Origin of the sequence: Mucilaginibacter sp. (genome assembly GCF_039207105.1) — a bacterium.
Classification (GTDB): domain Bacteria; phylum Bacteroidota; class Bacteroidia; order Sphingobacteriales; family Sphingobacteriaceae; genus Mucilaginibacter.
The window spans coordinates 1-24,503 of the sequence record NZ_JBCECK010000077.1; the positions used below are offsets into that span (position 1 = coordinate 1).

At 38.3% G+C, this 24,503-nt stretch carries 24 protein-coding genes; 9 read left to right on the forward strand and 15 right to left on the reverse strand.

The genetic code is table 11. From position 1 onward, the window contains the following. From AAGC65_RS15730 to AAGC65_RS15750, 5 genes are all read right to left on the reverse strand, one after another. Positions 1–1,148, reverse strand: a 1,148-nt coding sequence (locus tag AAGC65_RS15730; protein WP_343113413.1) for a RagB/SusD family nutrient uptake outer membrane protein, incomplete at its 3' end; no start/stop codon positions are given. A 22-nt stretch (positions 1,149–1,170) separates the two neighbouring features. Then, on the reverse strand, positions 1,171–4,572 hold the full coding sequence (locus AAGC65_RS15735) for a TonB-dependent receptor (RefSeq protein WP_343113414.1): 3,402 nt from the start codon (positions 4,570–4,572) through the stop codon (positions 1,171–1,173). Between the two features lie 368 nt (positions 4,573–4,940). Continuing rightward, positions 4,941–5,819 (reverse strand): hypothetical protein, encoded by an 879-nt coding sequence (locus AAGC65_RS15740; RefSeq protein WP_343113415.1) that lies wholly within the window; start codon positions 5,817–5,819, stop codon positions 4,941–4,943. Positions 5,820–5,876: 57 nt separating this feature from the next. Then, the gene (locus tag AAGC65_RS15745) at positions 5,877–7,121 is read right to left on the reverse strand and encodes a YdcF family protein (protein ID WP_343113416.1); all 1,245 of its coding nucleotides are present in this window, start codon (positions 7,119–7,121) and stop codon (positions 5,877–5,879) included. Between the two features lie 485 nt (positions 7,122–7,606). Next, entirely contained in the window at positions 7,607–7,753 is a 147-nt protein-coding gene (locus tag AAGC65_RS15750; protein WP_343113417.1) for a hypothetical protein, read from the reverse strand. Between the two features lie 111 nt (positions 7,754–7,864). Between AAGC65_RS15750 and AAGC65_RS15755 the strand changes: the two genes are divergently transcribed. The 5 genes from AAGC65_RS15755 to AAGC65_RS15775 all read left to right on the forward strand — a co-directional run bounded on the left by AAGC65_RS15755 (position 7,865) and on the right by AAGC65_RS15775 (position 12,016). Next, a complete protein-coding gene (locus AAGC65_RS15755; protein ID WP_343113418.1) occupies positions 7,865–8,914 on the forward strand; it encodes a winged helix DNA-binding domain-containing protein in 1,050 nt (349 codons plus the stop codon). A gap of 126 nt (positions 8,915–9,040) precedes the next feature. Next, entirely contained in the window at positions 9,041–9,595 is a 555-nt protein-coding gene (locus tag AAGC65_RS15760; RefSeq protein ID WP_343113419.1) for a peroxidase-related enzyme, read from the forward strand. Between the two features lie 86 nt (positions 9,596–9,681). Next, a complete protein-coding gene (locus AAGC65_RS15765) occupies positions 9,682–10,293 on the forward strand; it encodes a pyridoxamine 5'-phosphate oxidase family protein (protein ID WP_343113420.1) in 612 nt (203 codons plus the stop codon). Continuing rightward, positions 10,294–11,178: a helix-turn-helix domain-containing protein gene (locus AAGC65_RS15770; RefSeq protein ID WP_343113421.1), complete on the forward strand. Its 885-nt coding sequence runs from the start codon at positions 10,294–10,296 to the stop codon at positions 11,176–11,178. 61 nt (positions 11,179–11,239) lie between these two features. Further along, positions 11,240–12,016, forward strand: coding sequence for a DNA-formamidopyrimidine glycosylase family protein (locus AAGC65_RS15775; protein ID WP_343113422.1), 777 nt, complete (start codon positions 11,240–11,242; stop codon positions 12,014–12,016). On the opposite strand, the gene AAGC65_RS15780 is transcribed toward AAGC65_RS15775, so the two are convergent. The 4 genes from AAGC65_RS15780 to fbaA all read right to left on the reverse strand — a co-directional run bounded on the left by AAGC65_RS15780 (position 12,013) and on the right by fbaA (position 14,715). Further along, positions 12,013–12,588, reverse strand: coding sequence for a hypothetical protein (locus tag AAGC65_RS15780; protein WP_343113423.1), 576 nt, complete (start codon positions 12,586–12,588; stop codon positions 12,013–12,015). The two genes, AAGC65_RS15775 and AAGC65_RS15780, sit on opposite strands and share 4 nt — an antisense overlap. A 71-nt stretch (positions 12,589–12,659) precedes the next feature. Further along, positions 12,660–13,085: a GNAT family N-acetyltransferase gene (locus AAGC65_RS15785; RefSeq protein WP_343113424.1), complete on the reverse strand. Its 426-nt coding sequence runs from the start codon at positions 13,083–13,085 to the stop codon at positions 12,660–12,662. Further along, on the reverse strand, positions 13,036–13,551 hold the full coding sequence (locus tag AAGC65_RS15790) for a low affinity iron permease family protein (RefSeq protein ID WP_343113425.1): 516 nt from the start codon (positions 13,549–13,551) through the stop codon (positions 13,036–13,038). Before AAGC65_RS15790 ends, AAGC65_RS15785 begins: the two co-directional genes overlap by 50 nt. 84 nt (positions 13,552–13,635) lie before the next feature. Beyond that, the gene (gene fbaA, locus AAGC65_RS15795; RefSeq protein WP_343113426.1) at positions 13,636–14,715 is read right to left on the reverse strand and encodes a class II fructose-bisphosphate aldolase; all 1,080 of its coding nucleotides are present in this window, start codon (positions 14,713–14,715) and stop codon (positions 13,636–13,638) included. Positions 14,716–14,915: 200 nt separating this feature from the next. Between fbaA and accD the strand changes: the two genes are divergently transcribed. Next, on the forward strand, positions 14,916–15,761 hold the full coding sequence (gene accD, locus AAGC65_RS15800; RefSeq protein ID WP_343113427.1) for an acetyl-CoA carboxylase, carboxyltransferase subunit beta: 846 nt from the start codon (positions 14,916–14,918) through the stop codon (positions 15,759–15,761). A gap of 65 nt (positions 15,762–15,826) precedes the next feature. On the opposite strand, the gene AAGC65_RS15805 is transcribed toward accD, so the two are convergent. From AAGC65_RS15805 to glmM, 4 genes are all read right to left on the reverse strand, one after another. Then, positions 15,827–16,042 (reverse strand): hypothetical protein, encoded by a 216-nt coding sequence (locus AAGC65_RS15805; protein ID WP_343113428.1) that lies wholly within the window; start codon positions 16,040–16,042, stop codon positions 15,827–15,829. Between the two features lie 44 nt (positions 16,043–16,086). After that, positions 16,087–16,581: a hypothetical protein gene (locus AAGC65_RS15810; RefSeq protein WP_343113429.1), complete on the reverse strand. Its 495-nt coding sequence runs from the start codon at positions 16,579–16,581 to the stop codon at positions 16,087–16,089. 154 nt (positions 16,582–16,735) lie between these two features. Beyond that, positions 16,736–17,872, reverse strand: a complete 1,137-nt coding sequence (locus AAGC65_RS15815) for a cysteine desulfurase family protein (RefSeq protein ID WP_343113430.1) — start codon at positions 17,870–17,872, stop codon at positions 16,736–16,738. Between the two features lie 86 nt (positions 17,873–17,958). After that, positions 17,959–19,347, reverse strand: coding sequence for a phosphoglucosamine mutase (glmM, locus tag AAGC65_RS15820; protein ID WP_343113431.1), 1,389 nt, complete (start codon positions 19,345–19,347; stop codon positions 17,959–17,961). A 397-nt stretch (positions 19,348–19,744) separates the two neighbouring features. Between glmM and AAGC65_RS15825 the strand changes: the two genes are divergently transcribed. Both AAGC65_RS15825 and AAGC65_RS15830 read left to right on the forward strand, forming a co-directional pair. Then, positions 19,745–20,251, forward strand: coding sequence for a phosphatase PAP2 family protein (locus AAGC65_RS15825; protein WP_343113432.1), 507 nt, complete (start codon positions 19,745–19,747; stop codon positions 20,249–20,251). After that, positions 20,251–20,967 (forward strand): ZIP family metal transporter, encoded by a 717-nt coding sequence (locus tag AAGC65_RS15830; RefSeq protein WP_343113433.1) that lies wholly within the window; start codon positions 20,251–20,253, stop codon positions 20,965–20,967. Before AAGC65_RS15825 ends, AAGC65_RS15830 begins: the two co-directional genes overlap by 1 nt. A gap of 3 nt (positions 20,968–20,970) precedes the next feature. Here AAGC65_RS15830 and AAGC65_RS15835 read toward each other — a convergent pair whose 3' ends face one another. After that, complete coding sequence (locus tag AAGC65_RS15835; protein ID WP_407940676.1) at positions 20,971–22,047, reverse strand: M20 family metallo-hydrolase; 1,077 nt, start codon at positions 22,045–22,047, stop codon at positions 20,971–20,973. Positions 22,048–22,161: 114 nt separating this feature from the next. Then, the gene (locus tag AAGC65_RS15840; RefSeq protein ID WP_343113434.1) at positions 22,162–23,469 is read right to left on the reverse strand and encodes an MFS transporter; all 1,308 of its coding nucleotides are present in this window, start codon (positions 23,467–23,469) and stop codon (positions 22,162–22,164) included. Between the two features lie 158 nt (positions 23,470–23,627). Between AAGC65_RS15840 and AAGC65_RS15845 the strand changes: the two genes are divergently transcribed. Next, the coding region (locus tag AAGC65_RS15845) for a DUF2851 family protein (RefSeq protein WP_343113435.1) at positions 23,628–24,503 on the forward strand (876 nt) is incomplete at its 3' end.

Sequence of the window (24,503 nt, forward strand, 5' to 3'; positions counted from 1 at the left end):
ACATCAGCGTAGCGCATCAATATCCAGTCATTACCACCATATCCATTTTTACCGGCACTTGAACTTACATCCCTGAATTTGGTTACAAACCAATCTTTAACAGATGCATCATTCGCAAATTTTATGGAAAATGTACCACGTGGATCATTTGTTTCATAATCATTTACCAAATCATGTGTTACGTTAAGACCAACACTGCTTGATGATTTTTGTGAATTGATGGTTTCACCCTTAGCCTGGCTGTTTGCAGCTATGCTTGAACTATAAATAGGGTCACCTTGTATATTCACTATCTGCCAGATCAACTCAGGACAAGAGCCCTTTTTGCTCACATCAAATACATCGGTATAAGGTATATCCTTCAAATTACCAAAGGTTTTAGCGTTGTAAGCAGCAGTGAGGCTTGTTAAGGCATTATTTAAGTTTGTTGTTTTATTAGCTGCATCCAACGTAGTTGCCATGGTTAAATAAACCTGACCTAATAAAGTATTTACAGCTGCAAGTGATATACGGCCAATAGTACCTGCCGACTGGGTAGCAGGAAGTGGGCTGCCTTGTGCATCTTTTAAATCGGCAACTATTTGGGCATATACAGTGGCCTGTGGCGTACGTGCTGTACTTGCTGCAACTTCATCCAGATCTGTAAACTGCTTGGTAACCAAGGGTACATCACCCCATTCCCTAACCATGTGGAAATATATCAAAGCACGTATAAATTCTGCTTCGGCTTTATATTGCTGTTTGGTTTCAGGTTTGGCAAAATTTACCTTGTCTATATTTGATAGTACGATATTACAGTTAGATATAACTGAATACATCGCGCTCCAATGTGTAAACAAATAACTATTGGTAGGTATCAATGAGAAGTTATTGAATCCGAAAGGCTCGCCAGCGTTTGATTGATTATCATTTGTCCCGGTGTCATCAGAACGTTGGTCGGTCCACAGATCGCTTCCTTCACCTACGGTGTTACCACTTCTCAATTGTGCATAACAACCGTTTACCGCTAATAACACATCATTTTCGGTTTTAAAAGCTTTGCTTATTAAAGAACCATCCGGGTTGCTTTGCTCTAAAAAGTCTTTTTTGCATGAGCCCAATGCTAATAATGCAACCAGGCTAAACAACTTTATATATTTATTCTTCATTTGCTTCAGAATTATTTTTTAATTAAAAGGTAGCTTTAATACCTAAATTATATGAACGTACCAACGGGTAAACACCATAATCAATACCTGGGGTAAGGTTTGTATTTGATGAACCACTGTATGAATAGTTGTAGTTAACCTCCGGGTTATAGCCTTTATATTTAGTAATAGTAAAACCATTATTAACCGCACCATATATCCGCAATGAACCTAAACCAAGGTTACGGCTGATATAATCAGACTTAAGCGTATAACCTAAAGTCATGTTGGTATTTCTTAAGAAAGATCCGCTTTGTAAATAAAAGGTTGATAACCTGGTACTGTTACTTTGTGTACTTCCGCGTGATGCACGGTAAACGCTCCCAGCGCCCTGATCAGTTGCGTTACGGTAACGATCAGCAACATCTGCGTATTGATTACCAGAACCTTCCATATTGTACAGGTAATAATCTTGTCCGTCAACTATTTGGTTACCATATGAACCGGCAAACGCTGAGCTAAAGTAGAAGTTTTTGAAGGTTGCGTTAATAGCAAAACCATAAGTGAACTTAGCATATGGAGTACCAATAATACCGGCATCCTTAGCATTAATTACACCATCACCATTAACATCTTTAAAGTAAAGATCACCAGCTTGTATTGGAGTGGTTGAGAATGTTGAAATTGGTGGGCCTTTAATTTTATAACCTGCAGGGTAAGATTGTGTAGTAGTATTAAAGTTGGCGCGGTCGGCAGCTATATTAGCCAAATCGGCCGGGGTAACCATACCTGCAACTTTATAACCGTAAAACATACCCACCGGTTGTCCGGTTTGAGTAATGTTAGTTAAGTATGAACGCTCGGCACCTGCGCTGATAATAGTATTGCTATTACCAAGGTTTAATACTTTGTTACGGTTTATGGAAATATTACCGCTTAAGTTTAAGCTGAAATCTTTTTTGGCAATTACTTTACCATCAACCTGAAAATCAAAACCCTTATTGCTTATTCTTGAATCTTCACCTAAATTGGTGGTTACAGTTGTACTTCCTGAAATAGCAGATATTGGTTCTTTGAATAACAGGTTATAAGAATGACTCAGGTAATAATTCACAATAATGAAAAGTCGACCTTTTAATAACCCTAAATCGGCGCCAAAGTTATATTGTGATGTTGTTTCCCATGTCAAATCCCTATCTGCAATATTACCGGCAGTAAGTGAAGGCGCTGTAGCACCAGGGGTACCAAATACCGCGTTTGCAGGAGAGTTAAAATACTGTTGCGAAGTATAATTACCAATATTATTATTACCACTTAAGCCCCAGCTGGCGCGTAATTTAACGGTTGATTGATCGCCAAGCCAGCCGTGATAAAACGACTCGTCAGACAAGTTCCATCCTGCCGATACTGATGGGAAACTCGCATACCTGGTATTACTACCAAAACGAGAAGCGCCATCTGTACGGAATGAAGCAGACAAGAAATATTTGCTGTCGTAATTATAATTTACCCTACCCAGATATGACAATAATGTATAAGTATCATCTCCTGTAGGTTGTATGCCTTCAAAATAAGGGCTTTGAGGCGTTATCAATGTTATCTGAGCCGGGTTAGCACCGCTTATATTAGGTATGTTATCATTTTGGAAACCCATACCTTGTAAAGAAAGCACATTATTAGTTGTTTTTTGAGCGGTGTAACCTGCTAATCCGTCGAAGTGATTTTTACCTACCTGTTTGGTATAGTTTAAGGTAAACTCACCTAACTGGTCACGGTAATTAATTGTTTGACGAATAGCTTTTGCAGCCTGTATTGACTGAGATGAACCCGGAGGGTTTGCACCGTTACTTATGTTAGTAGGCAAGTAATAGTTATAGTTTTCAGCATAGGTTTGCATACCCAGGTTGGCATTAAATGAAAGGCCGTCCCAGATATTGTAATTGGCATGCACATTATAAGTTCCCCTGTCGCCTAAACGGTTTATTTTTATCAACGTTGCCGTAGCAATCGGATTTTCAATTGACTGGTAAGCGTACAATGTTGATTGCGCTGCCGCAACGTTGGTAGCAATACTGCCATCAGGATTGTAAGCCGGGAAAAACGGCATGTATATCAATGCACCGAATGCCGGGCTATGATCCCAACGACCATCTTGCGACTCCTGGTTATCCGTTTGAGTAAATGCTATATTGGCACCTACTTTTAACCTTTTACCTATCTGACCATCAATATTGGCACGCAAGTTAATTTTTTTCTGTCCGGTACCTAACAAAATACCTGGCTGATCCTGATAACCGGTACTGAAATAATATCTTGTACCATTTGAATTACCGGAGAACGAAAGGTTATGGCTTTGTGTTACCGGGTGACGATATAACTCATCTTGCCAGTCGGTATTAATAGTTTGGTGGATAAGCGATTGGGTTGCGAAGTTATATAAGTATGGAGGTACACTTACTGAACTGGCATTACCTACGTTTTTAACACGTGTCGCGTTATCATCTGAATACATGGCATCATTCCAGGTATGGCCTGTAGTTACCCAAAGGTCATGGTATGAGTTGTTACGGCCATCTATTACCAGTTGAGCAAATTGATCAGAATTTAAAAGATCAACTTTTTTAGCCAGGCCGTTAACGCCAACCTGAGCGTCATACTCAAATTTACCTTTGCTGTTTTCCTTTGAACCATGTTTGGTAGTGATAAGCACAACACCACCTGCAGCTCTTGAACCGTAAATAGCAGCTGATGCCGCATCTTTCAATACATCAATTGATTCAATATCATCAGGGTTAATAAATAAATCGTTACCTGCCGCGTAACCATCAATTACGTACAGCGGATCTGAACTTGCAAGGAATGAACCAACACCACGTACGTTGATTTTAGTGGTTGAGTAAGGTGAACCGCTAACCTGTGATACCTGAACACCTGCCACTTTACCAACAAGCGCCTGTCCTGCAGTTGGTGCTGTTAAATTCAGTTCCTCAGATTTAACACTGGCAATTGCACCAGTAAAATCGCTTTTACGCACAGTTTGGTAACCAATAGCAACCACCTCATTGAGGATGTTGGTTGAAGGCATCAGCTTAACGTTAATTTGTGTTTTATTGCCTACTAAAATTTCCTGGTTAGTATAACCAACAAAGGCAAAAACAAGGGTTGATCCTTCTTCAACGGTAACGTTGTATTTACCGTTCACATCTGAAGCTGTTCCTTTGTGCGATTTTTTTTCATAAACACTTACGCCGGGTAAGGGTAAGCCTTTTTCGTCAGTTATAGTACCTGATATTTTCACAGGCGCTTCTATAACATTTTTGTTTACGGTGCTTGCTTTAATGCTATTTGCATATACAGGTTGTAAAAATGCAAACACTATGAGCAATACAGCGTTTATCTTTATAAGATTTTCTTTTAAAAGATTTAGTGTAATCTTTTTATACATATATTTAAATATTGATTGTTAATGGTAACTCCTGAAAGCATTGCAACCGCTTTTCCAGTTATTTGACAATTAATTCCGGACCGCGAGAATATGAGCGTATTCTCCGGTTCATTTTTCGCCGGCTTCGATTTTAAAATAGAGCGGTATCTACATAGGCCAAAAGTTTATGATTAATAAATATCGTTTTAGTAGTACAATATTCTATATTTATAATATTTGCAGATATAAATTATAAATACCTCAATGAAAGCACAAAATTAATTCAATAGTCTTAAGCGAATAAAGCCTTAGTGTTAAGTTTACATTAACTACTTTAAGTTTACAAAACATAACTTTTTCAACTCTAACCTTTGTTAAACACTGGTAATTTACCAGGCTGTGTTAGTAAATGTTATGTTGTTTTTTCGTGAAGATGATACCGCTATACCTTTATCAAGGCTGCCTAAAAACGAAAAACCTTCAAGTTCATCCTGCTTTCCTTCAACATTTACCTCTTTGATTACCTGTTGTGTACCTGTTTCAATTGATTTTTTCAGATCAACATAAGTAAAACGCCACATTCTGCCTTCTTTTTGATTTTGAATAAGCACCAATACATTTTTTGATGCTACCCAATGCAGGTTTTGAACCCAGGCGGTGCAGGTGAATTTTTTATACAATACTCCTTTATCACTCGTTTTACTTGCTTTTTTTAAAGCAGCCGGATCATAGAGTCTAACTTCGTTGCCATTATTTCCGTAATCGGCAGTAGCCACATACCACTTATTATTATACTTTATATATTCTGGACGGGTACCTTGTATGCAGGCGTCATCATCAATGGTATTGATTAGGTTACCGTCAAGCGTACCTGTTTTTAATAAACCTTTCCAGTCAATACAATAAATCACGGCTTTCCATTTAGTTCCTTCTTTGTTAAGACGGATAGAGTTGCCCATGAAAGTGGGATCTGAGCCATTATAAGCAACACCTGTAGGGTGGTTAATTACATCCTGTCCATTTTGGGTAAGTTTATATTCTTTATTAATATAAGTAAGGCTATCTCCCACCATTTTAAATTCTCTGATCATACCCACTTCCCTATCGCCGTATAAAAATATTCTTCCGTTTTGGTATGATATTCCCTGGCATGCCCCTAATGAATCAACCGTGAATGAACGCACAGTATGCATATCAACAGCATAAGTTAAAAACGACATTAAGCCTATTGATAAGACCGTTATTAATGTCAAGTATATTTTCTTCATTTTTATATAATATGATATTTTTAATAATATATAACACAGGCTTGTATTATTTACGACCTATGGATCAAGGGGCTCGTCAGCATCAATTTGCAGGGATGTTATAACCGGGTAAAACTCCTGTTCGGTTTCAGAAAGGCGTTTGCCTAATGTATAAGGCACATAACCCAGTTCCTTCTGGCAACGACCGGCCATGTTTTCTATAAAGTAGCTTTGGTATTTATCTGTTGAGGTAATGCACGGCTTGCTGAATGGCATACCGTAACGGAATATGATCCGCACACAGTTGCGCATATTGGTAGTAGTATGGCGCGCATGTGGATCAACAAATATGGCATTTTCCGGCACGTGTAACTTTTCTACCATGTATTTTTTCATCTCATCAGCTTCACAATATTTGGTTTTATAAGGGTGCACCTTACCTCCTGATGTCATGATGAATGGCGCTAAACCTTCAAAATATCTTAAGGCAGCTACCCGGCAGCGCAACATACCTTCTGCACTCAGGGCTACCCCATTAATGTCAGGTCCAGCTCCAGGTATCAGGATCATGGTATATTTATAATTAGCCCAGTTTATGGTTTTAATTCTGTTGAACGCGGTTTTATTGGCCTTAAGCACCATTGGTTCGTCATTAGCAGCATCGTCCCTTTCATTAATTTCAAGGCACTGCAAAGCATAATTCATAGATGGGGCAAAAAACAATTTTTCTTTTTTGTTTTCTTCAAGTATAGTTGCCGAAGCATCATAAACAAGGTTAAGGTATTGGCGGCTCTTTACATTAAAAGCTATAGAGTCTATTTGAGGGTAATTAGGCTTACGGCCTTCCGCATACACTTCAATGGTATAATTAACTGCCTTTGCATCTTGCTCCCATGCTTTAACCAACAATTGAACCGGCGACAGATCCTTATATAATATATAAGTGCCCGATGGTATCAGATGTTGCTTTACCAGATTACCCAAAGCATTATCGGCTTTGTATAAGGTGGTAAGGCGTTCACTAACCGATTTGATCTCATCATCGCTAAACTTCAGTTTTTCTGTAAAACATAATACATCCTTACAAGAAGTAAGTGACGATTTAATGTTATCAAGTCTGGTTTGAGTTAATTTTGCCAGCTCAGGATCATTACTGAGCATTTGCTTTACAGCAGCATTGTTTTGAAATAAAGTGAGTAGGTAATAATTTTTAATTTGTATAAAATTACTACCTACCAGTTTGTATTGAGGATCGGGCGCCTGGCCGTAACCATACAAAGCCGTAAAGCTGAGAAATACAATCAGATACTTTTTAAAATTCATGAGGTAAATACCTTTACTAATTACAATTAATTTTTACTGATCAAATAATTAATAGAACTAACAGGCATTTGATCAATTACCTGCAATTCTTTTCTTCTCATATCCTAATAAACATACACACATATTTGTGGCTGCTTTCCAGGATATATATTTAAGGGTTTAGGATTGTGCATAACGCCTGTTTGCCATAACTGTCCGAATAATTTAAACTTTGATAGATCTTATTATTAGTTACCTTATGAGCAGAAAACAAGAAAGACTTTGAAGAATTGGTCAAAAACTTTGCTGAACGATGTATTTGCGCGGCATTATTTACCTTAATAATTAAGCTAAATAATGTCAAAGGTGATATAACGCAAAGCCCTTTTTTCATGCGCTGCGAAATAACCCTCTTTATATTAACAAATCATTAAGTAAAAGTAAACATAACCTTCACACAATATTGAGACAGCTTTGTTACAAAAAAACGCAACAAAAAATAGCATTTACCCGTTGCCTTGCCTGGCAGTTACCATAGCTCCAATTAATACACCTATGACAAGGCCGGCCTTTAAACTATGTAAAACGAGGCCAATAACTACACCCACTATTAATCCGCCTATGAAATAACCGGGCTTTATTTTGTTTATCATGAGGCGTAAAATTAGTTATCTCCTTTATAAAGCACATACTTTTTATACTGATTGAAAGCCGCTGTTATTTTTGAGCATAAATTTTAACTTTATAATATAGGACTTTACAAGATGAAGAGTAATTACTTGGCCACTAAACGCATGTATAATCAGCAAATTATCGACTCGCGGTTTAACCAACCCGAGGACGTTGTTAGTTACATGGTAGCCATGCAGGCTCAGGATTACGCAGGCGCGCAATGGGCTATCGGCTTGCGAATGCCTAATGCCAAAAGTAACACTATTGAAAAGGCGTTAAATGAAGGTAAAATATTGCGTACCCATTTACTTCGGCCAACCTGGCACTTTGTTTCTCCAACTGATATCAGGTGGCTACTAACGCTTACTGCTCCACGCATACATGCAGCCAGTGTTGCCATGGATAAAAAATTTGAATTGACTGATAAGCTATTTGCTCAAAGCAACGATCTATTGGCAAAAGCTTTACAAAACAACCAGCAACTGACACGACCAGAAATAGACAACCTACTTAAACAAGCCGGAATAGCCACCAACGATTCACGCCTTTCCTTATTACTGATCCGGGCCGAATTAGACCAGGTCATTTGTAGCGGCGCCCGTAACGGAAAGCAGTTTTCTTACGCCTTACTGGATGACCGCGCCCCCCTAACCCAGCCATTAAGCCATGAAGAAGCATTAACCAAACTTGCTGCGGGCTATTTTAACAGCCGGGGCCCGGCTACCCTGCACGATTTTGCCTATTGGGCCGGATTAACCATAACTGATGCCAGGCTTGGACTTGAAAATGCCAAATTAAACCTGGTTAACGAAATAATTGATGGTAAAACTTATTGGATGCCATTTAATAAAGAAATAAACATACACCAAAAAAATAAAGCTTACTTGCTGCCGATGTATGATGAATTTGCTATAGCTTATAAAGACAGAGATGCTATGGTTAACCCATTATATTTAAAACAGGCCATGTATGTTATTTTTGATGCTGCCATTGTGGTCGATAATCAGGTAGTAGGCACCTGGCGCAGAACTATCAAAAAAAGTGGCGCAGATATAACCCTCAACCTGTTTGGTAAATTGAATAAAACACAAACAACCGCTGTTGAAATAGCCATAAAAAAATATCAAAAATTCCTTTTCTGAATAGTCATATGAACAATTGGTAAAATTGTCCATGTACTAACGAAATTCATCCATGTTTTAGCAAGCCTGCAGTGTGCAACTTTGTATTGTCAATAACGACAAAAGAAGAAAACTAAAACTACAACAATGGCACGTTTAAAAGCAATAAGCCCAGAAGAGGCTACAGGAAAAACAAAAGAATTATTTAACGCAATACAAGGTAAATTAGGTGTTGTTCCAAATATGATGCGTACAATGGGTAATTCACCAGCTTTATTAGAGGGATACCTTAATCTAAGCGGCGCTTTATCTCACGGTGCACTCGGAGCAAAAACAGGCGAATTATTAGCATTATCTGTTTCGGAAAAAAACAACTGTGATTACTGTTTATCTGCACATACCTATATTAGTGAAAAACTGGTACACATCGACGTTGACAGCATAGTAAACGCCCGTCGTGGAGTTACAGCTGATCCGAAAACAAATGCCGCCATCACATTTGCTAATACACTAACAGCAAAAAGAGGGTTGGTTAATGATGAAGATGTAGCTGCAGTAAAAGCGGCCGGTTTTACTGATGGCGAAATTGGTGAAATTGTTGGTCATGTGGCACTAAGTGTGTTAACTAACTATTTTAATAATACGGCTAATACTGAAATTGATTTTCCTGTAGCAAAACCTTTAGCTACTATAGAAGCTTAATCCGCTTTAATTCATATATTAATGGTAAAAGCCAACAGTGTGACTGTTGGCTTTTACTTATTTTACTAATTTATAAAAACCACATCATGAACTATCCAAAAATGGCTTTTACAAACGCTGTAAAAGATTTTCAGGAACGCTATGGAAGCCGGGCAAGTTATGGCCGTATGGAGCAACATCGGTATATTGATGGTTTTACCGAAAGTGAAGCCGAGTTTATAGCTCATCAGGACAATTTTTATATGTCTACTATAAGTGAAAACGGTTATCCTTACATCCAGTTTCGTGGTGGGCCTAAGGGTTTTTTAAAGGTAATTGACCATGAAACACTTGGCTTTCTTGATTTTAGTGGCAATAAGCAATATATCTCTAATGGTAACTTAGTTACTAATAATAAGGTTGCTTTGTTTTTACTTGACCAGGCAGCCCAGGCCCGGTTAAAGATATTTGCCGAAGCAAGTGTACTTCCTATTGAAGGTAATACAGAATTATTTAACAAACTCAATTTGGCAGACTATAAATTTAAGCCAGAAAGAATAATTTTGTTTAAAGTGAAGGCGTACGATTGGAATTGCTCACAACACATCACCCCCAGGTACACACTCGAAGAAATTCGGGACGAGTTTCAGGCACAACACGAATACATTAATAAATTAAGGGCGGAGAATGCTGCTCTGAAAGCGCAATTAGAAAAATAAATGTCAGAAGAAAAAAATATATACACTACGGTTGATCCCGTAACTGGTAACCTGGCTTTCAAAGTTTTTTGGTTTGAGGATAACAGTTATTTTGATCATTTACAGCGTAACAACTATTTTTCAGTGATATGGATAAAGAAAGGAAAAGGAAAGTTAAAATCTGATTTTTCAACTTATGATTTTGGTATAGATACTATGCTGGCTTTCACGCCCTATCAACCTTTTATGCTATCGTCGGAAACAAACATAAGTGGCGTGGCCATACAGTTTCACCCTGATTTTTTTTGTATCCACAAACATCATAAAGAGGTATCATGCAACGGCATCTTATTTAATAATATATATCATCCGCCGTATATAAAAATTGACGAAACGAGTGCAGCCACATTTGATGTTATACTGAACCAAATTAAAACGGAAATGCAAAATAAGGCATTGGCGCAGTATGAAATTTTGGTATCCTATCTTAAAATATTCCTAATCACGGCTTCGCGTTTAAAATCTCAGCAACAAGAACTTGAACAGGATCAGGATAAAAAAGATAAAGAACCTCATATATTAAATGACCTGAAAGAGGCCATTGATACTCATTATAAAACCAAACATACAGCAAGCGATTATGCAGAGCTGCTTAATATATCGGCAAAAGCATTAGCCCGCATTACTAAAACACATTTTAATAAAACAATCAGTAACCTCATTGCCGAACGGATTGTTATTGAGGCAAAGCGCGAATTGTATTTAACTAACAAACCGGTAAAAGAGATAGCGTATGAACTGGGCTACGATGATGAATATTACTTCAGCCGTTTTTTTAAAGCCAATGCAGATGTTTCTCCTCAATTATATCGGGATACTGTTGGATTTGGCCGGGCAACTGCATAAACCATGCGTAAAATAAAAACTTATCCGGTTATATTTGGTTTCGTTAATAAAATAGAAAGCCATGCCCGAATTACCCGATCTGCAAGCGTTTAGTTATAATCTTGATAAAAAATTAGCAGGAAAAACCGTTAAACAGGTTAATATAATAAATGCTAAAAAGTTAAATGTATCCCATCAAGAACTTAAAGATACTCTTGAAGGCCAGAAGCTTGATAAGGTATACCGCGAAGGTAAAGAATTATATATTAAGTTTTCAAAAGGCGATGTCTTGGCATTGCATCTGATGCTGCATGGTAAACTATTTTTATTTGAAAGCCAAAACAATAATAAATATCCTATTATTGAATTGATTTTTAATGATAACACAGGCTTAGCCCTTACAGATTTTCAGGGCATGGCTAACCCAACTTTAAACCCAGCCGATAAAGATGCACCTGATGCGTTATCAAAAGATGGCGGGGTGGATTACCTGACCACGCGGCTGCAAAAAACCAAAACAAATATTAAAACTATACTCCTTGATCAAAAGATCATTAGAGGCATTGGCAATGCATATGCAGATGAGATCTTGTGGTATGCTGGCATATCACCATTTTCAGCCGGAAATAAGATCCCGGCAGATAAAATAAAGGATTTAGTTAGTGCAATACATTCGGTATTGAAAGGCGCGGAAAAATCTATCCTTCATGCCAATCCTGATATTATTAACGGCGAAGTAAGGGATTTTATGCATATCCACAATTCAAAGAAAACACATAGCCCAAAAGGCGCCGAGATCAAAATAAAAGATGGATCGCGCAAAACTTATTATACCGATGAACAGGAACTATACACCTAATTAAGATTTAGTTTTTTAACCAGTACATTAAAATCCGCACCTACTATCCCTCTTTTTGCCCAGTTACTATTTATCCCGCTTTTATAATACGTACCACCATTTAACAATCCGCAAGCAAAGCCAAGCGATTTTCCGGGTTCGGTTTTCAGAAACTCAACAGATACCAGTATATTGCCTTTTACCTTAATATTATAAGGTGAAAGATCAATAATTATCAATTGATTCTCCGGCTTATTATTTCTAATTATAGTCCCCCTTACTTCATCTTTAACCAGATTGTTTTGCGGATCGTTATCAGGCATATTATACACATTTACTTTAAAGGGAATAGTATCCTGAGATTGATTATCAACATGAAATCTGAGTTTAAGCAGTTCAACTGGTTTGCTACCTGCATTCATTTTGATGCCAACCTGACCACCTTGCACAATGCCGAAACCGTTATTACGATCATTTGAACTTAGCTTATTGCCTATTGTTTTTGTTTTATCCTGCGCCAGGACAGGCAAGGTAATAAAAAAAAGCAGATAAATAGATATGATCTTTAGCAATGGTTGTTTTAAAATGGTCATAGGATTTATATAAAATGGTTAACTAATTGCAAGACGACGAAGCCATGCAATTAGTTGCACATACTTATAATTTATTTCCTGATCATTTTATAATGCCTTATACCTGCCTCTTCAAACTCGGGCCCTGTTTTTTCAAAATTGAATTTTTCATAAAGTGATACTGCTTGTATCTGGGCATGCAGATATACATAATCAGCATCATCAGGTAAATCATTTAAAACGGCTTGCACGAGAGCTTGTCCTACTCCGTGACCACGAAACTTCTGCAATACAGCAAAGCGCTCCAGCTTGTATCCTTTATCAGTTTTGCGCCAGCGGCATGCGCCGGCAGGTTCTCCGTCAACAGTGGCTAAAAAATGTGTTGATTCCTCTTCAAATTCCCACTCCAATTCTGGTGGGCAATTTTGCTCTATTACAAATACTTCATGCCTTACAGCATGTACTTTATCAATGGTTGTTTGATCCGTTGCTTTTTCTACTTTTAAGTTTGTGGGCATTGGTATAATGTGGTTTAGTTTTAAGTAAATTCAATTTGCTGGTATGATTTTCTTCGGCGGCATCAATGGAATGCGTGCAGGTTAAATCATCTTCTTTCTCAGCCAGAGCTGCCAACTGTACATAAAATTTATGTAGCTGATCAAGCTCTTTTTCGGTGATATCTTCTATATCAACCATACGGTTGCTGGCCCCCTGATGTGATGCCAATAATTCGTTTAGCTTTAAGTGTATAGCCTTTGAATCTTTATTTTGTGATTTCTGGATTAAAAAAACCATCAGAAAAGTAACTATAGTAGTACCTGTATTTATAATTAGCTGCCAGGTATCAGAATAATGAAATATAGGCCCAGTTACTCCCCATATAATAATGACACTTATAGCAATTAAGAAAGCCGCAGAACTACCGGTAGCAATAGTTGCCCAATTGGCAAACCTTTCAAATAAATTCTTTTTTTGAGGTGTCATTATTTTGATTTTTATTAAAAGTTATAAACAACAAAGCGCCATTACAACAAATGTAATGGCGCTTTGTTAAATTTTTAATGAATATTATAACTTGCTGTTTACATCAACGCAGTTAAGGTCCTCAAAAGCAGCAGCTAATCTTTTAACAAAAGACTCTTCGGCTTTGCGTAACCATACGCGTGGGTCATAATATTTTTTATTCGGAGCATCTTCACCTTCAGGGTTACCAATTTGGTGTTGTAAATAACCTTCTTTTGATACGTAATAATCTTTGATACCTTCCCAGAAAGCCCATTGCATATCTGTATCAATGTTCATTTTGATAGCACCATATGAAATAGCTTCGCGGATTTCTTCCTGAGTTGAGCCTGAACCGCCGTGAAACACAAAGTTGATTGGCTTTTCGGCAGTTAAGCTAAAGTGTTGTTTTACATACTCTTGTGAGTTATGTAAAATTACCGGCTGTAATTTAACGTTACCAGGTTTGTAAACACCATGTACGTTACCAAAAGCAGCTGCTACTGTAAAGCGATGGCTAACTTTTGATAAATGCTCATATGAATAAGCAACATCCTCTGGCTGGGTATATAAGCGTGAGCTGTCAACATCAGAGTTGTCAACACCATCTTCTTCACCGCCAGTTACACCCAATTCAATCTCCAAAGTCATACCCATTTTGGCCATACGTGCCAAGTATTTTGCAGAAATTTCGATATTTTCCTCAATAGGCTCTTCAGATAAGTCAAGCATATGTGATGAGAAAAGAGGTTTACCGGTTTCGGCAAAAAACTTTTCACCATGCTCAAGCAAACCATCTATCCACGGTAAAAATTTCATGGCAGCATGATCTGTATGTAAAATTACGGCAACGCCATAATGTTCTGCCAGTAAATGAACGTGTTTTGCTGCAGATACCGCACCTAAAATACAAGCTTGTAATTTAGAGTTATCCAATGATTTACCTGCATAAAACTGTGCACCGCCATTTGACAGCTGAATAATTACCGGAGAGTTTACCTGCTTAGCAGTTTCCATAACCCCGTTAATGGTATTGGTACCAGTAACGTTTACCGCCGGTAAAGCAAACTGGTGCTTTTTAGCTACTTCAAATAGTTCCTGCACCTGATCGCCGTGCAGAACACCTTTATAATTTTTTAAATCCATGAGCTTTTATTTGGGCCTCGAAGTTATAATTTTGATATGAAATATAACACAACAGATATAAGATTTTTAAAGTTTTTTGCTGTTTTTTATCTTTTTCTTTTTGTTCAATGATACAAATCTTATTTCTTATGACAAATCTCCCGTTTCAAATCTAATTTTTTTCGTTTCTTTGTGGTCAATTGAAAGAGCTCGACATAGATATGGCATGGTTTAAACGAGAGTTGAAAGGGATAATTACGACTACTGAGGAAAAGAAGGAAGCCCCCGATGGGATCTGGAATAAATGCCCTAATTGTAAGAAACCCCTACATTATTCTGAGCAGGTTGAAAATCAATATGTTTGCCATTATTGTGGCTATCACCTGCGCATAGGTTCAAAAGAATACTTTTCAGTACTTTTTGATAATAACGAATTTACAGAGTTGTACCCTGATCTTACTTCAGGCGATCCACTACACTTTGAGGACACTAAAAAATATACTGACAGGCTTACCGAAACACAATTTAAAACTGGCTTAAAAGACGCTATACGTGCCGGAGCAGGTAAAATTGATGGACAAGATATTGTAATTGCCTGTATGGATTTTAATTTCATTGGTGGTTCAATGGGATCAGTAGTAGGCGAAAAAATTGCCCGTTCTATTGATTACGCTATAGCTAATAAAGTTCCGTTCCTGATGATATCCAAATCAGGCGGTGCTCGGATGATGGAAGCAGCCTTCTCTCTGATGCAGATGGCCAAAACATCAGCCAAATTGGCTTTATTATCACAGGCTAAAATACCTTATATATCATTACTGACAGATCCGACTACAGGTGGTGTAACTGCATCATACGCTATGTTGGGCGATATTAACATTGCTGAGCCGGGTGCATTAATAGGCTTTGCAGGTCCAAGGGTAATTAAAGAAACTATTAAGAAAGATTTACCTAAAGGCTTCCAAACTGCGGAGTTTGTTCAGGAACACGGTTTTCTTGATTTTATAGTTGACAGAAGAGAGATGAAAGAGAAATTAGCTTCATTCATCAAAATGATGGCTAATTAAAATTATAGCGTAAAACAAGAAAGGCTATCCGGTTCGGATAGCCTTTCTTGTTTTAAAAAAATACATTATTTGGTGATGCAACCTGCTAATGCGCCTCCACCTTCCACATGCTGATCGGGAAGGTCGGCCAGGCTACCGTCTTCATGTAATACCTTGAAATGCCCTCTGTGAGGCCCATATTTTTCAATGTATCTTTCATTTTGTCCAGTGCCTGTATACATGTTTTTATAACCCTGCTGGTTACTTTCCCGGTTTTGATCAGGATTTAAATAATCGTTCATTATTTTACCCCCCTATTCTATTTTTTTAAAGCAAGTATTTACACTTAAAGGCCTTCAGTGCCTGGCTCATGGCCTATCATCCGGCCCGTTGTTCGGCCATGCGGGCGACTAACAAAGTCTGTTTCAACATGTCCTTCTGAAGGAAATTCTTTTTTATTTGGCGGAGTTACATCATTTTGCTCACTATATGATGTGTCTGCACCTGTTTGCGGCTGATCAACCTCTGGCTGTGCATGATAACCTGCTCCCTCATTGTTTGATTCACCTTCTTCTGGTATTTCGTTATCATCACCTTCATTCGGAATTTCCAAAGGTCGGTCGTATTCCTCCTCATCGCCGTCGTTCAAATCATCCTGATCAAAAGTTGGTTCCAGATCATCGTCGTCACCGCCACCTTCATCTTCTCTTAATTCATCGTCATCAAGTTCATTGCTGTTAAAGGCATCTTCATTTTGAACGGAAAATGAATTGGTATTATTGTCAAAATCATTACGATTATTATCCTGGTCATTCCAGGCTTCTCCACTATTCGTCATCATAGGTTTTTCATTTAGTTGTTAATTAATAAACCTATCGACTTGCTATATTGTTTTTAAATTATCAAAATAAGAAAATAAATTTCCTATTTAAATTAAAAACATAAAAAAGCCTGCTATATATTTATACAGCAGGCTTAAAATATTTATTGTTTTATTATGCGTTCACAAGGCAAAGCTCTCGAACTTTGGCCACTACGTAATCAACCTCCTCTTTAGTATTATATTTAGAGAATGAGAACCTAACCGATGGCTTTGATGAACTTGCGTTAATTGCTGTAAGCACATGCGAACCTATATCAGTACCTGAGCTGCAAGCACTACCACCTGAAGCTGATATACCGGCAATATCCAGGTTAAACAGTAGCATATCTCCCATTTCCATTTCAGGGAAAGCTACATTTAACACCGTATAAAGACTCTTATTAGCATCAGTTTCACCATTAAAAGCAATACCAGGTATCTGATCGATCAGTTTACCCATCATGTATGATTTTAATCCCTGTATATGCTGCTGGTGTTGCTCCATTTCTGTGTAAGCAAGCTCAAGCGCTTTAGCAAGACCAACTATACCATAAATATTTTCGGTACCGCCACGCATATTACGCTCTTGCGCACCACCGTAAATAAAGGGTTTTATTTTAATACGGTGGTTCACATGTAAAAAGCCTACACCTTTTGGGCCATGTAACTTATGCCCGGCGCAAACCAAAAAATGAGCTTTGAGCTTGCTCAAATCATGCTGATAATGCCCCATAGTTTGTACGGTATCACAGTGATAAATGGCGTTATAAGCCTCACACAGATCGCCAATGCGCTCCATATCTGACAGGGTACCTATCTCATTATTAGCATGCATGATGGATACAAAACTGCGTTCGTTATTTTTCAATAACGTTTCCAGATGGTCGTAATCAACATTGCCTTTGCTGTCAACATCAACAAAGCTCAATTTGATGATACCTGCTTTTTCCATAGCCTCGAAAGTATGGATCACAGCATGGTGCTCAATACGGCTGGTGATGGCGTGAGTTATCTGGTTGTCAATAATACCGCAGCGAATAGCTGTATTATCTGCCTCGGTACCGCTTGATGTAAAAAATATCTCAGCTGGTGAGGTATGCAACAGGTTAGCTATAGTTTTGCGTGATTTTTCAATCAATGTTCTTGCTTCCCGACCATGCGAATGAATAGACGAAGGATTACCATAATGGTTCTCCATCACCTTGTACATTTCTTTTAAAACTTCAGGATCAAGCGGTGTAGTAGCCGCATTATCAAAATAAACACGCATTTATTATAGAATTTTGGGGTATATTTTTTATTAATTAACGATTATCCATAAAGAAACATTAACAAACACTTCTTGAGGATAACCTGTTATTGTACTTTTAAAATCTCTTTTATATCGGCAATAATTTTGTTTGCCAGCCCGTTTGCTACAGTTTCTGAATTTCCTTCAGAGTATATCCTGATTATGGGCTCAGTATTTGACTTACGCAAATGTACCCATTCTTTATCAAATTCAATTTTGAGTCCATCAATGGTACTGTGCGGTTGTTTACTGTATTTCTCTTCCACTTTACTTAATAAAGCGTCAATATCCATTTCGGGCGTTAATGTTATTTTATTTTTTGAAATAAAATAACCAGGATATGACATACGCAAACTTGAAACCGACTTACCATATTTAGCCAGATGAGTCAAAAACAAAGCAATACCTACCAGCGCGTCTCGGCCGTAGTGTAACTCAGGATATATAACGCCGCCATTACCTTCGCCGCCTATTACAGCATTAACCTCTTTCATCTTATTTACCACGTTAACCTCTCCTACCGCGGCAGCATGATATTCACCACCTTCCTTTTCGGTAACATCACGCAAGGCCCGTGTCGAAGAAAGATTTGATACCGTATTGCCTTTAGTATTTTGCAATACATAATCAGCCACAGCTACCAAAGTATACTCCTCGCCAAACATATTTCCATCCTCACTTACAAAGCAAAGGCGGTCAACATCTGGGTCGACAGCAATGCCTACATGAGCTCTTTTAGCAAGCACTTCTTTCGATAGCGCGATCAGGTTTTCTGGCAAAGGCTCAGGATTATGCGGAAAGTTACCATCAGGTTCGCAATAAAGTTCGTGAACGGTTTCAACACCTAAAGCCTTTAATAAAGCAGGTACATAAATACCTCCGGTTGAGTTAACACAATCAATTACAATATTGAACTTGGCTTTCCTGATAGCGTTCACGTCAACTAATGGTAAGGCCAGTATCAGATCAATATGTTTTTGCAACCAACTGCTATCAAGCGTAACTTTTCCTAAATCATTTACATCTGCATATTTAAAATCGCTGTTCTCAGCCATTTCAAGTACTTCTTTACCATCAGCGTCACTTATAAATTCGCCGTTGGTATTTAATAATTTCAACGCGTTCCATTGTTTAGGGTTATGGCTTGCAGTTAGTATGATACCCCCCGCAGCCTTTTCGCCGGTAACGGCAACTTCTACGGTTGGTGTAGTTGATAAACCAAGATCAATCACATCAATACCCAGACCTTGTAAAGTACCCGTAACCAGATTATTAACCATAGCACCAGAAATTCGGGCATCACGGCCGACAACAATTTTTCTGATACCTGATTTTTGTACTGCCCAAGCGCCATAAGCCGAGGTGAACTTTACAATATCCAACGGTGTTAAGCCATCGCCGGCTGCACCACCTATAGTACCGCGTATCCCTGAAATAGATTTTATGAGTGTCAAAGTTATTTTGTTTTGTGTGGCAAAAGTAAAAATATTTAATCGAAGCTATATACTAATTATATTGTTCAGATGCTTGTTTTCATTGACAAAATACACAATAACAATATAATTAACTACTTAATCATTAGATTTTCAACGGTTAAGCAGCACAAATAGCTAATGTGCAATTTTAACGTAAAAATGCGTTTTTTTTGCGTATTTTATTAGTAATATAGTAACATATAATTGATTTATCTTCCTGCTGATCTAATTGCATCAATGTTGTTTTAAACTAATTGATACCTTTGGCAATTATTGCTTAACAAAGCTGTTATATTAAAGATTTATATAAAAACCACCAATGCCTGAATACCTTTTACAACTTGACCGGCATTTATTTTATTTCATAAACCATGATATGTCAAATCCTTTTTTTGACTGGGTCATGCCTTTATTACGCAATCCTAAATTTTGGATTCCGTTATATATCTTCATCATTGGTTTTTGTGTATACCGATATAAAAAACACGGTGCAATCATCATCCTGCTTTTAGCCATAACAGCAGGCTTTGCCGATTTTACCAGCGCCAGTATCATCAAATACAATGTAAAAAGATTAAGACCCTGCCGTGATCCTATAGTTTCGCAAACCGATATTAGCCGTGTGCCCTGTGGTACAGGTTACAGTTTTCCATCAACACATGCTACTGATCATTTTGCGATAGCCATATTCCTAAGCGTTGTTTTTTTCAGAAAATGGCGCTGGATATGGTTCTGGGCTGTATTGTGGGCTGGTTCAATTAGTTTTGCCCAGGTGTACGTGGGTGTTCACTTCCCTATTGATGTAATTTGTGGTGCCTTGTATGGTACACTCATAGGAGTATTATTTGCTTTACTATTTAAAAAACTACAACCCTCTTTTTAATGGCTGCCTGGAAAGTTGTTTTATTGTTTCTTAGTGCCTTTTGCGGTGGCATATCTGTATTTTTATTTAAGGGCGATAATTATAAAACCCTTAAACTGATACTATCCTTTAGCGGTGCATTTCTATTTGGGATAACTGTACTCCATTTAATCCCTGACGCTTATTATGGCAATGACAATTTGGTTGGTGTATTCATTCTTGTAGGTTTCTTATTCCAGATTGTGCTTGAACAGTTTTCTGATGGTATTGAGCATGGGCATATGCATAAACCCAAACATGATCTGGCGGTATTTCCGCTGGGTATTATGGTTAGCTTATGTCTGCACGCATTTTTAGAGGGAATGCCCCTTGCACAAGGCAACCAGGATCAATTAGTTTATGGGATAGCTCTACACCATATACCGGCTGCCTTCGCGTTGGCTACCGTACTATTAACCAACAAACAAAGTAAAAGAAATACAATATTTTTTGTAGTATTATTTGCCATAATGGCACCTGCAGGATATTTTTTCAGCACAGCACTCAGCAATGGCAACATTGGTAATTTACAACACTACTTTAATCGTATTATGGGTGTGGTGATCGGTATATTTTTGCATATATCAACCACCATTCTGTTTGAATCAAATGCCGACCACCGCTTTAACCGGCGCAAAATGATAGCCGTACTGTTGGGTACGGTAGTGGCATTGGCCGGTTTCTTAGGTGAGCTTTAAAACTTAATTGATGCTTTCCAGCATTTTGATGTATAGTTCAATACCTTCCCTAATCTCGTCAACATAAACAAACTCATCTGCCGTATGTGAGCGTGCTGAATCGCCGGGGCCAACTTTAACAGAAGGGATATCCAGTAACGATTGATCAGATGTAGTTGGTGAACCATATGTGGTTCTGCCTAAGGCAATACCAGCCTGAACTATAGGGTGCTCTTTAGGTATAGAGGATGGTTTCAGGCGGATTGAACGTGGATTAACATCACAGCTTACATGCTGACGGATGATCTCCAGTACTTCTTCATTACGATAAGCATCAGTAACCCTCACATCTACCGTAAAAGTGCAGTTTGCCGGAACCACATTATGTTGCGAGCCAGCGTTAATAATTGTAACAGACATTTTTATAGGGCCGAATACTTCTGACTCTTTAGGGAATTTAAAATTACGGAACCACTCAATATCCTTTAGTGCATTATAAATAGCATTTTCGCCTTCCTCACGGGCGGCATGCCCTGCCCTGCCATGAGCAACACAGTCAAGCACCATTAAGCCGCGTTCGGCAATAGCTAAGTGCATTTGTGTTGGCTCACCAACTATGCCAAATTCTAAATTACCTAATTCAGGGATAATCAATTCTAAGCCGTTTACGCCGGATATTTCTTCCTCGGCGGTAGTGGCCAGGCAAAAGTTATATTTTAAGTTTTCCCGCTCATAAAAATGAAGGAACACGGCAATAAGCGATACCAGGCAACCTCCGGCATCATTGCTCCCTAAGCCATAAAGTTTACCGTCTTCAATTTTAGCATCATATGGATCACGTGTATAACCAGAATTAGGCTTTACAGTGTCATGGTGCGAATTAAGCAAAATAGTGGGTTTAGAAGCATCAAAATGCTTGTTCCAGGCCCAAATATTATTCATTTTGCGATGAGTTTGAACGCCATGCTGTTGTAAAAGCTCATTGATCAGATCGGCAGTGCGGTCTTCTTCCTTACTGAAAGATGGTATAGATATTAGTTGTTGCAGTAATGTAACTGCCAGTTGAAATAAATTATTGCTATCGGCCATATACGTAGGCATGTCCCTTTATGGTAAGGAGGCAAAATTAGTATTTTTTTATTCATTGCCAGTTAACTTGCGTTCAATGACAAATGAAATATGCATTTGCCCCCTATCTGTCAGGCATAAATAATATCAATTATCTTCTATTTTAGAATGTTTGCGGGTATCGTTCATGGTAATATACAAAATGAGCGACAATGCTATACAAACCGTAACATACCAATAAAACCACTGCTGATGATGTTCATTTTTGAACAGCAAGGCAACATACTCTGCCGTACCACCGAATAAAGAAACCGCGATGGCATAAGGAAAACCAACGCCTAAGGCCCGTACATTAGCAGGAAATAGCTCTGCCTTTACTACAGCATTTATAGAAGCGTACCCGCTTACAATGATCAATGCGCACAATATCAGGATAAAAGCCATCCAAAAATCTTTGGTTTCACTCAAAAGTGTCATGATGGGGATAGTAGTTAGCGTGCCTAATACGCCAAAACCTATAAGCAAAGGCTTTCGGCCTATTTTGTCGGATAGTAAGCCAAACACTGGCTGCAATAACATAAACACCGCCAAAGTAAGCGTTGATACCGAAGTTGCATCACTTTTGCTAAAGCCAGAGGTGTTTACCAGAAATTTCTGCATATAAGTGGTAAACGTATAAAAGGCAAGCGTACCTCCGGCAGTTAAACCTATTACCGTAAATACAGCTTTCGGGTGTTTGGCCAAAGCACTTAGCGTGCCTTGCATTGAACGGGCATTTTTATCCTCATTTTGAAAAGATACAGACTCATGAAGGCTTCGCCTTAAATACATGGTTATAACAGCTAAAAAAGCACCTATACCGAACGGAATACGCCAGCCCCAATCATGTAATTGCTGTTCGGTTAAAAAAACACGTTGCAATAAAACTAAAACACCCAGGGCCATCAATTGCCCCATTATGAGTGTAACATATTGAAAACTGGAATAAAAACCGCGATGTTTGCGCCCGGCCATCTCACTTAAATAAGTTGCGCTTGTACCATATTCACCGCCTACGCTTATGCCTTGTATAATACGTGCTATCACCAGTAACAAAGGCGCAGCCACTCCTATTGAACGGTAACCAGGCGTTATCGTAATAATGAGCGAACCAACACTCATCAGCAAAACCGATGAGGTTAAAGACGATTTGCGACCGTACCTATCAGCAAATGTCCCCATTAACCAGCCACCGATTGGGCGCATTAAAAAACCTATAGCGAAAATTCCTGCTGTGTTTAAAAGCTGTACGGTCTGATTGTCTGATGGGAAAAATGCATCTGAAAAATAAAGTGAAAAGGCTGTGTATACATACCAATCATACCATTCTACCAGATTACCTAATGAGCCGCCAATTATTGATCTTATTCGTTCGCCCGTAGTTTTAGGTATTGTTTTGATTTGTTCGGTTATCATTTATATCATGTAGATTTATTCAGCGCTAAAAATAAGAGATAATTTTATAGCTATTAGTATAAATTTTAAAGCTATAGTCAAATATTAATATAAGTTATTCTTCAGTAGATATCAAAAAATCATAACAAACCAATTAGCAAAATGCGTACTTTGTTTTCATGTTTTTCACCGAAGACTTTTTGCACTATGTTTGGAAATTCCGGCTATTTGACCGTATAGGCTTACAGACCGATGATGGTGAGGCTTTAGAGATATTAGCTGTGGGTATGCATAATACAGATTCGGGCCCAGACTTTCACAATGCACGCATCAGAATTGGCGGTACTGAGTGGGCCGGCAATGTTGAAGTTCATCTTTCAGCGTCTGACTGGCATAAGCATGGCCATACAACTGATAACGCTTATGAAAACGTCATACTGCATGTGGTTTACCGGAATGATGAGCCCCTGATTTTACCCAACGGCCGAAAAGTTCCTACATTACAATTAAAAGATCGCGTGCCTGACGAACTGTTTGACCGCTATCGCCAAATGGTTTTCGGCAACCAGCGCATTATACCTTGTGAAGCCAGTATAGGTAGTATTGATAACTTGATCATGCATAACTGGCTCACCCGTGTTTTGGTAGAGCGATTGGAAAAAAGATCTATCGCGGTAACGGATACCCTGTCCCTTAATCGCAATGATTGGGAAGAAACTTTTTATCAATTTTTAGCCGCAAATTTTGGTTTTAAAACCAATGCGCTGCCTTTTGAGCTTTTGGCAAAATCATTACCGCAACTCATACTGGCCAAGCATAAAAATAATCCGATGCAAATTGAGGCGCTTATATTTGGGCAAGCCGGTTTTTTAAATGGTGAGTTCAAAGATGAATATCCGCTCAAATTACAAAAGGAATACGTTTTTTTGAGTAAGAAATACCACCTAACACCTATTGAAACTCATTTGTGGAAGTTTATGCGCTTGCGGCCACCAAACTTCCCTACCATAAGACTCGCTCAATTCGCTGCACTAATAATTCAATCCAACCACCTG

Coding starts and splice junctions, on each gene's coding strand:
- AAGC65_RS15750 (WP_343113417.1), bottom strand. CDS start 7,753: ATGATAAACAAAATAAAGCCCGGTTATTTCATAGGCGGATTAATAGTG.
- fbaA (WP_343113426.1), bottom strand. CDS start 14,715: ATGGATTTAAAAAATTATAAAGGTGTTCTGCACGGCGATCAGGTGCAG.
- AAGC65_RS15740 (WP_343113415.1), bottom strand. CDS start 5,819: ATGAAGAAAATATACTTGACATTAATAACGGTCTTATCAATAGGCTTA.
- AAGC65_RS15770 (WP_343113421.1), top strand. CDS start 10,294: ATGTCAGAAGAAAAAAATATATACACTACGGTTGATCCCGTAACTGGT.
- AAGC65_RS15775 (WP_343113422.1), top strand. CDS start 11,240: ATGCCCGAATTACCCGATCTGCAAGCGTTTAGTTATAATCTTGATAAA.
- AAGC65_RS15825 (WP_343113432.1), top strand. CDS start 19,745: ATGTCAAATCCTTTTTTTGACTGGGTCATGCCTTTATTACGCAATCCT.
- AAGC65_RS15840 (WP_343113434.1), bottom strand. CDS start 23,469: ATGATAACCGAACAAATCAAAACAATACCTAAAACTACGGGCGAACGA.
- AAGC65_RS15785 (WP_343113424.1), bottom strand. CDS start 13,085: ATGCCCACAAACTTAAAAGTAGAAAAAGCAACGGATCAAACAACCATT.
- AAGC65_RS15810 (WP_343113429.1), bottom strand. CDS start 16,581: ATGATGACGAATAGTGGAGAAGCCTGGAATGACCAGGATAATAATCGT.
- accD (WP_343113427.1), top strand. CDS start 14,916: ATGGCATGGTTTAAACGAGAGTTGAAAGGGATAATTACGACTACTGAG.
- AAGC65_RS15745 (WP_343113416.1), bottom strand. CDS start 7,121: ATGAATTTTAAAAAGTATCTGATTGTATTTCTCAGCTTTACGGCTTTG.
- AAGC65_RS15735 (WP_343113414.1), bottom strand. CDS start 4,572: ATGTATAAAAAGATTACACTAAATCTTTTAAAAGAAAATCTTATAAAG.
- AAGC65_RS15790 (WP_343113425.1), bottom strand. CDS start 13,551: ATGACACCTCAAAAAAAGAATTTATTTGAAAGGTTTGCCAATTGGGCA.
- AAGC65_RS15835 (WP_407940676.1), bottom strand. CDS start 22,047: ATGCCTACGTATATGGCCGATAGCAATAATTTATTTCAACTGGCAGTT.
- AAGC65_RS15780 (WP_343113423.1), bottom strand. CDS start 12,588: ATGACCATTTTAAAACAACCATTGCTAAAGATCATATCTATTTATCTG.
- AAGC65_RS15815 (WP_343113430.1), bottom strand. CDS start 17,872: ATGCGTGTTTATTTTGATAATGCGGCTACTACACCGCTTGATCCTGAA.
- AAGC65_RS15805 (WP_343113428.1), bottom strand. CDS start 16,042: ATGAACGATTATTTAAATCCTGATCAAAACCGGGAAAGTAACCAGCAG.
- AAGC65_RS15830 (WP_343113433.1), top strand. CDS start 20,251: ATGGCTGCCTGGAAAGTTGTTTTATTGTTTCTTAGTGCCTTTTGCGGT.
- AAGC65_RS15765 (WP_343113420.1), top strand. CDS start 9,682: ATGAACTATCCAAAAATGGCTTTTACAAACGCTGTAAAAGATTTTCAG.
- AAGC65_RS15760 (WP_343113419.1), top strand. CDS start 9,041: ATGGCACGTTTAAAAGCAATAAGCCCAGAAGAGGCTACAGGAAAAACA.
- AAGC65_RS15755 (WP_343113418.1), top strand. CDS start 7,865: ATGAAGAGTAATTACTTGGCCACTAAACGCATGTATAATCAGCAAATT.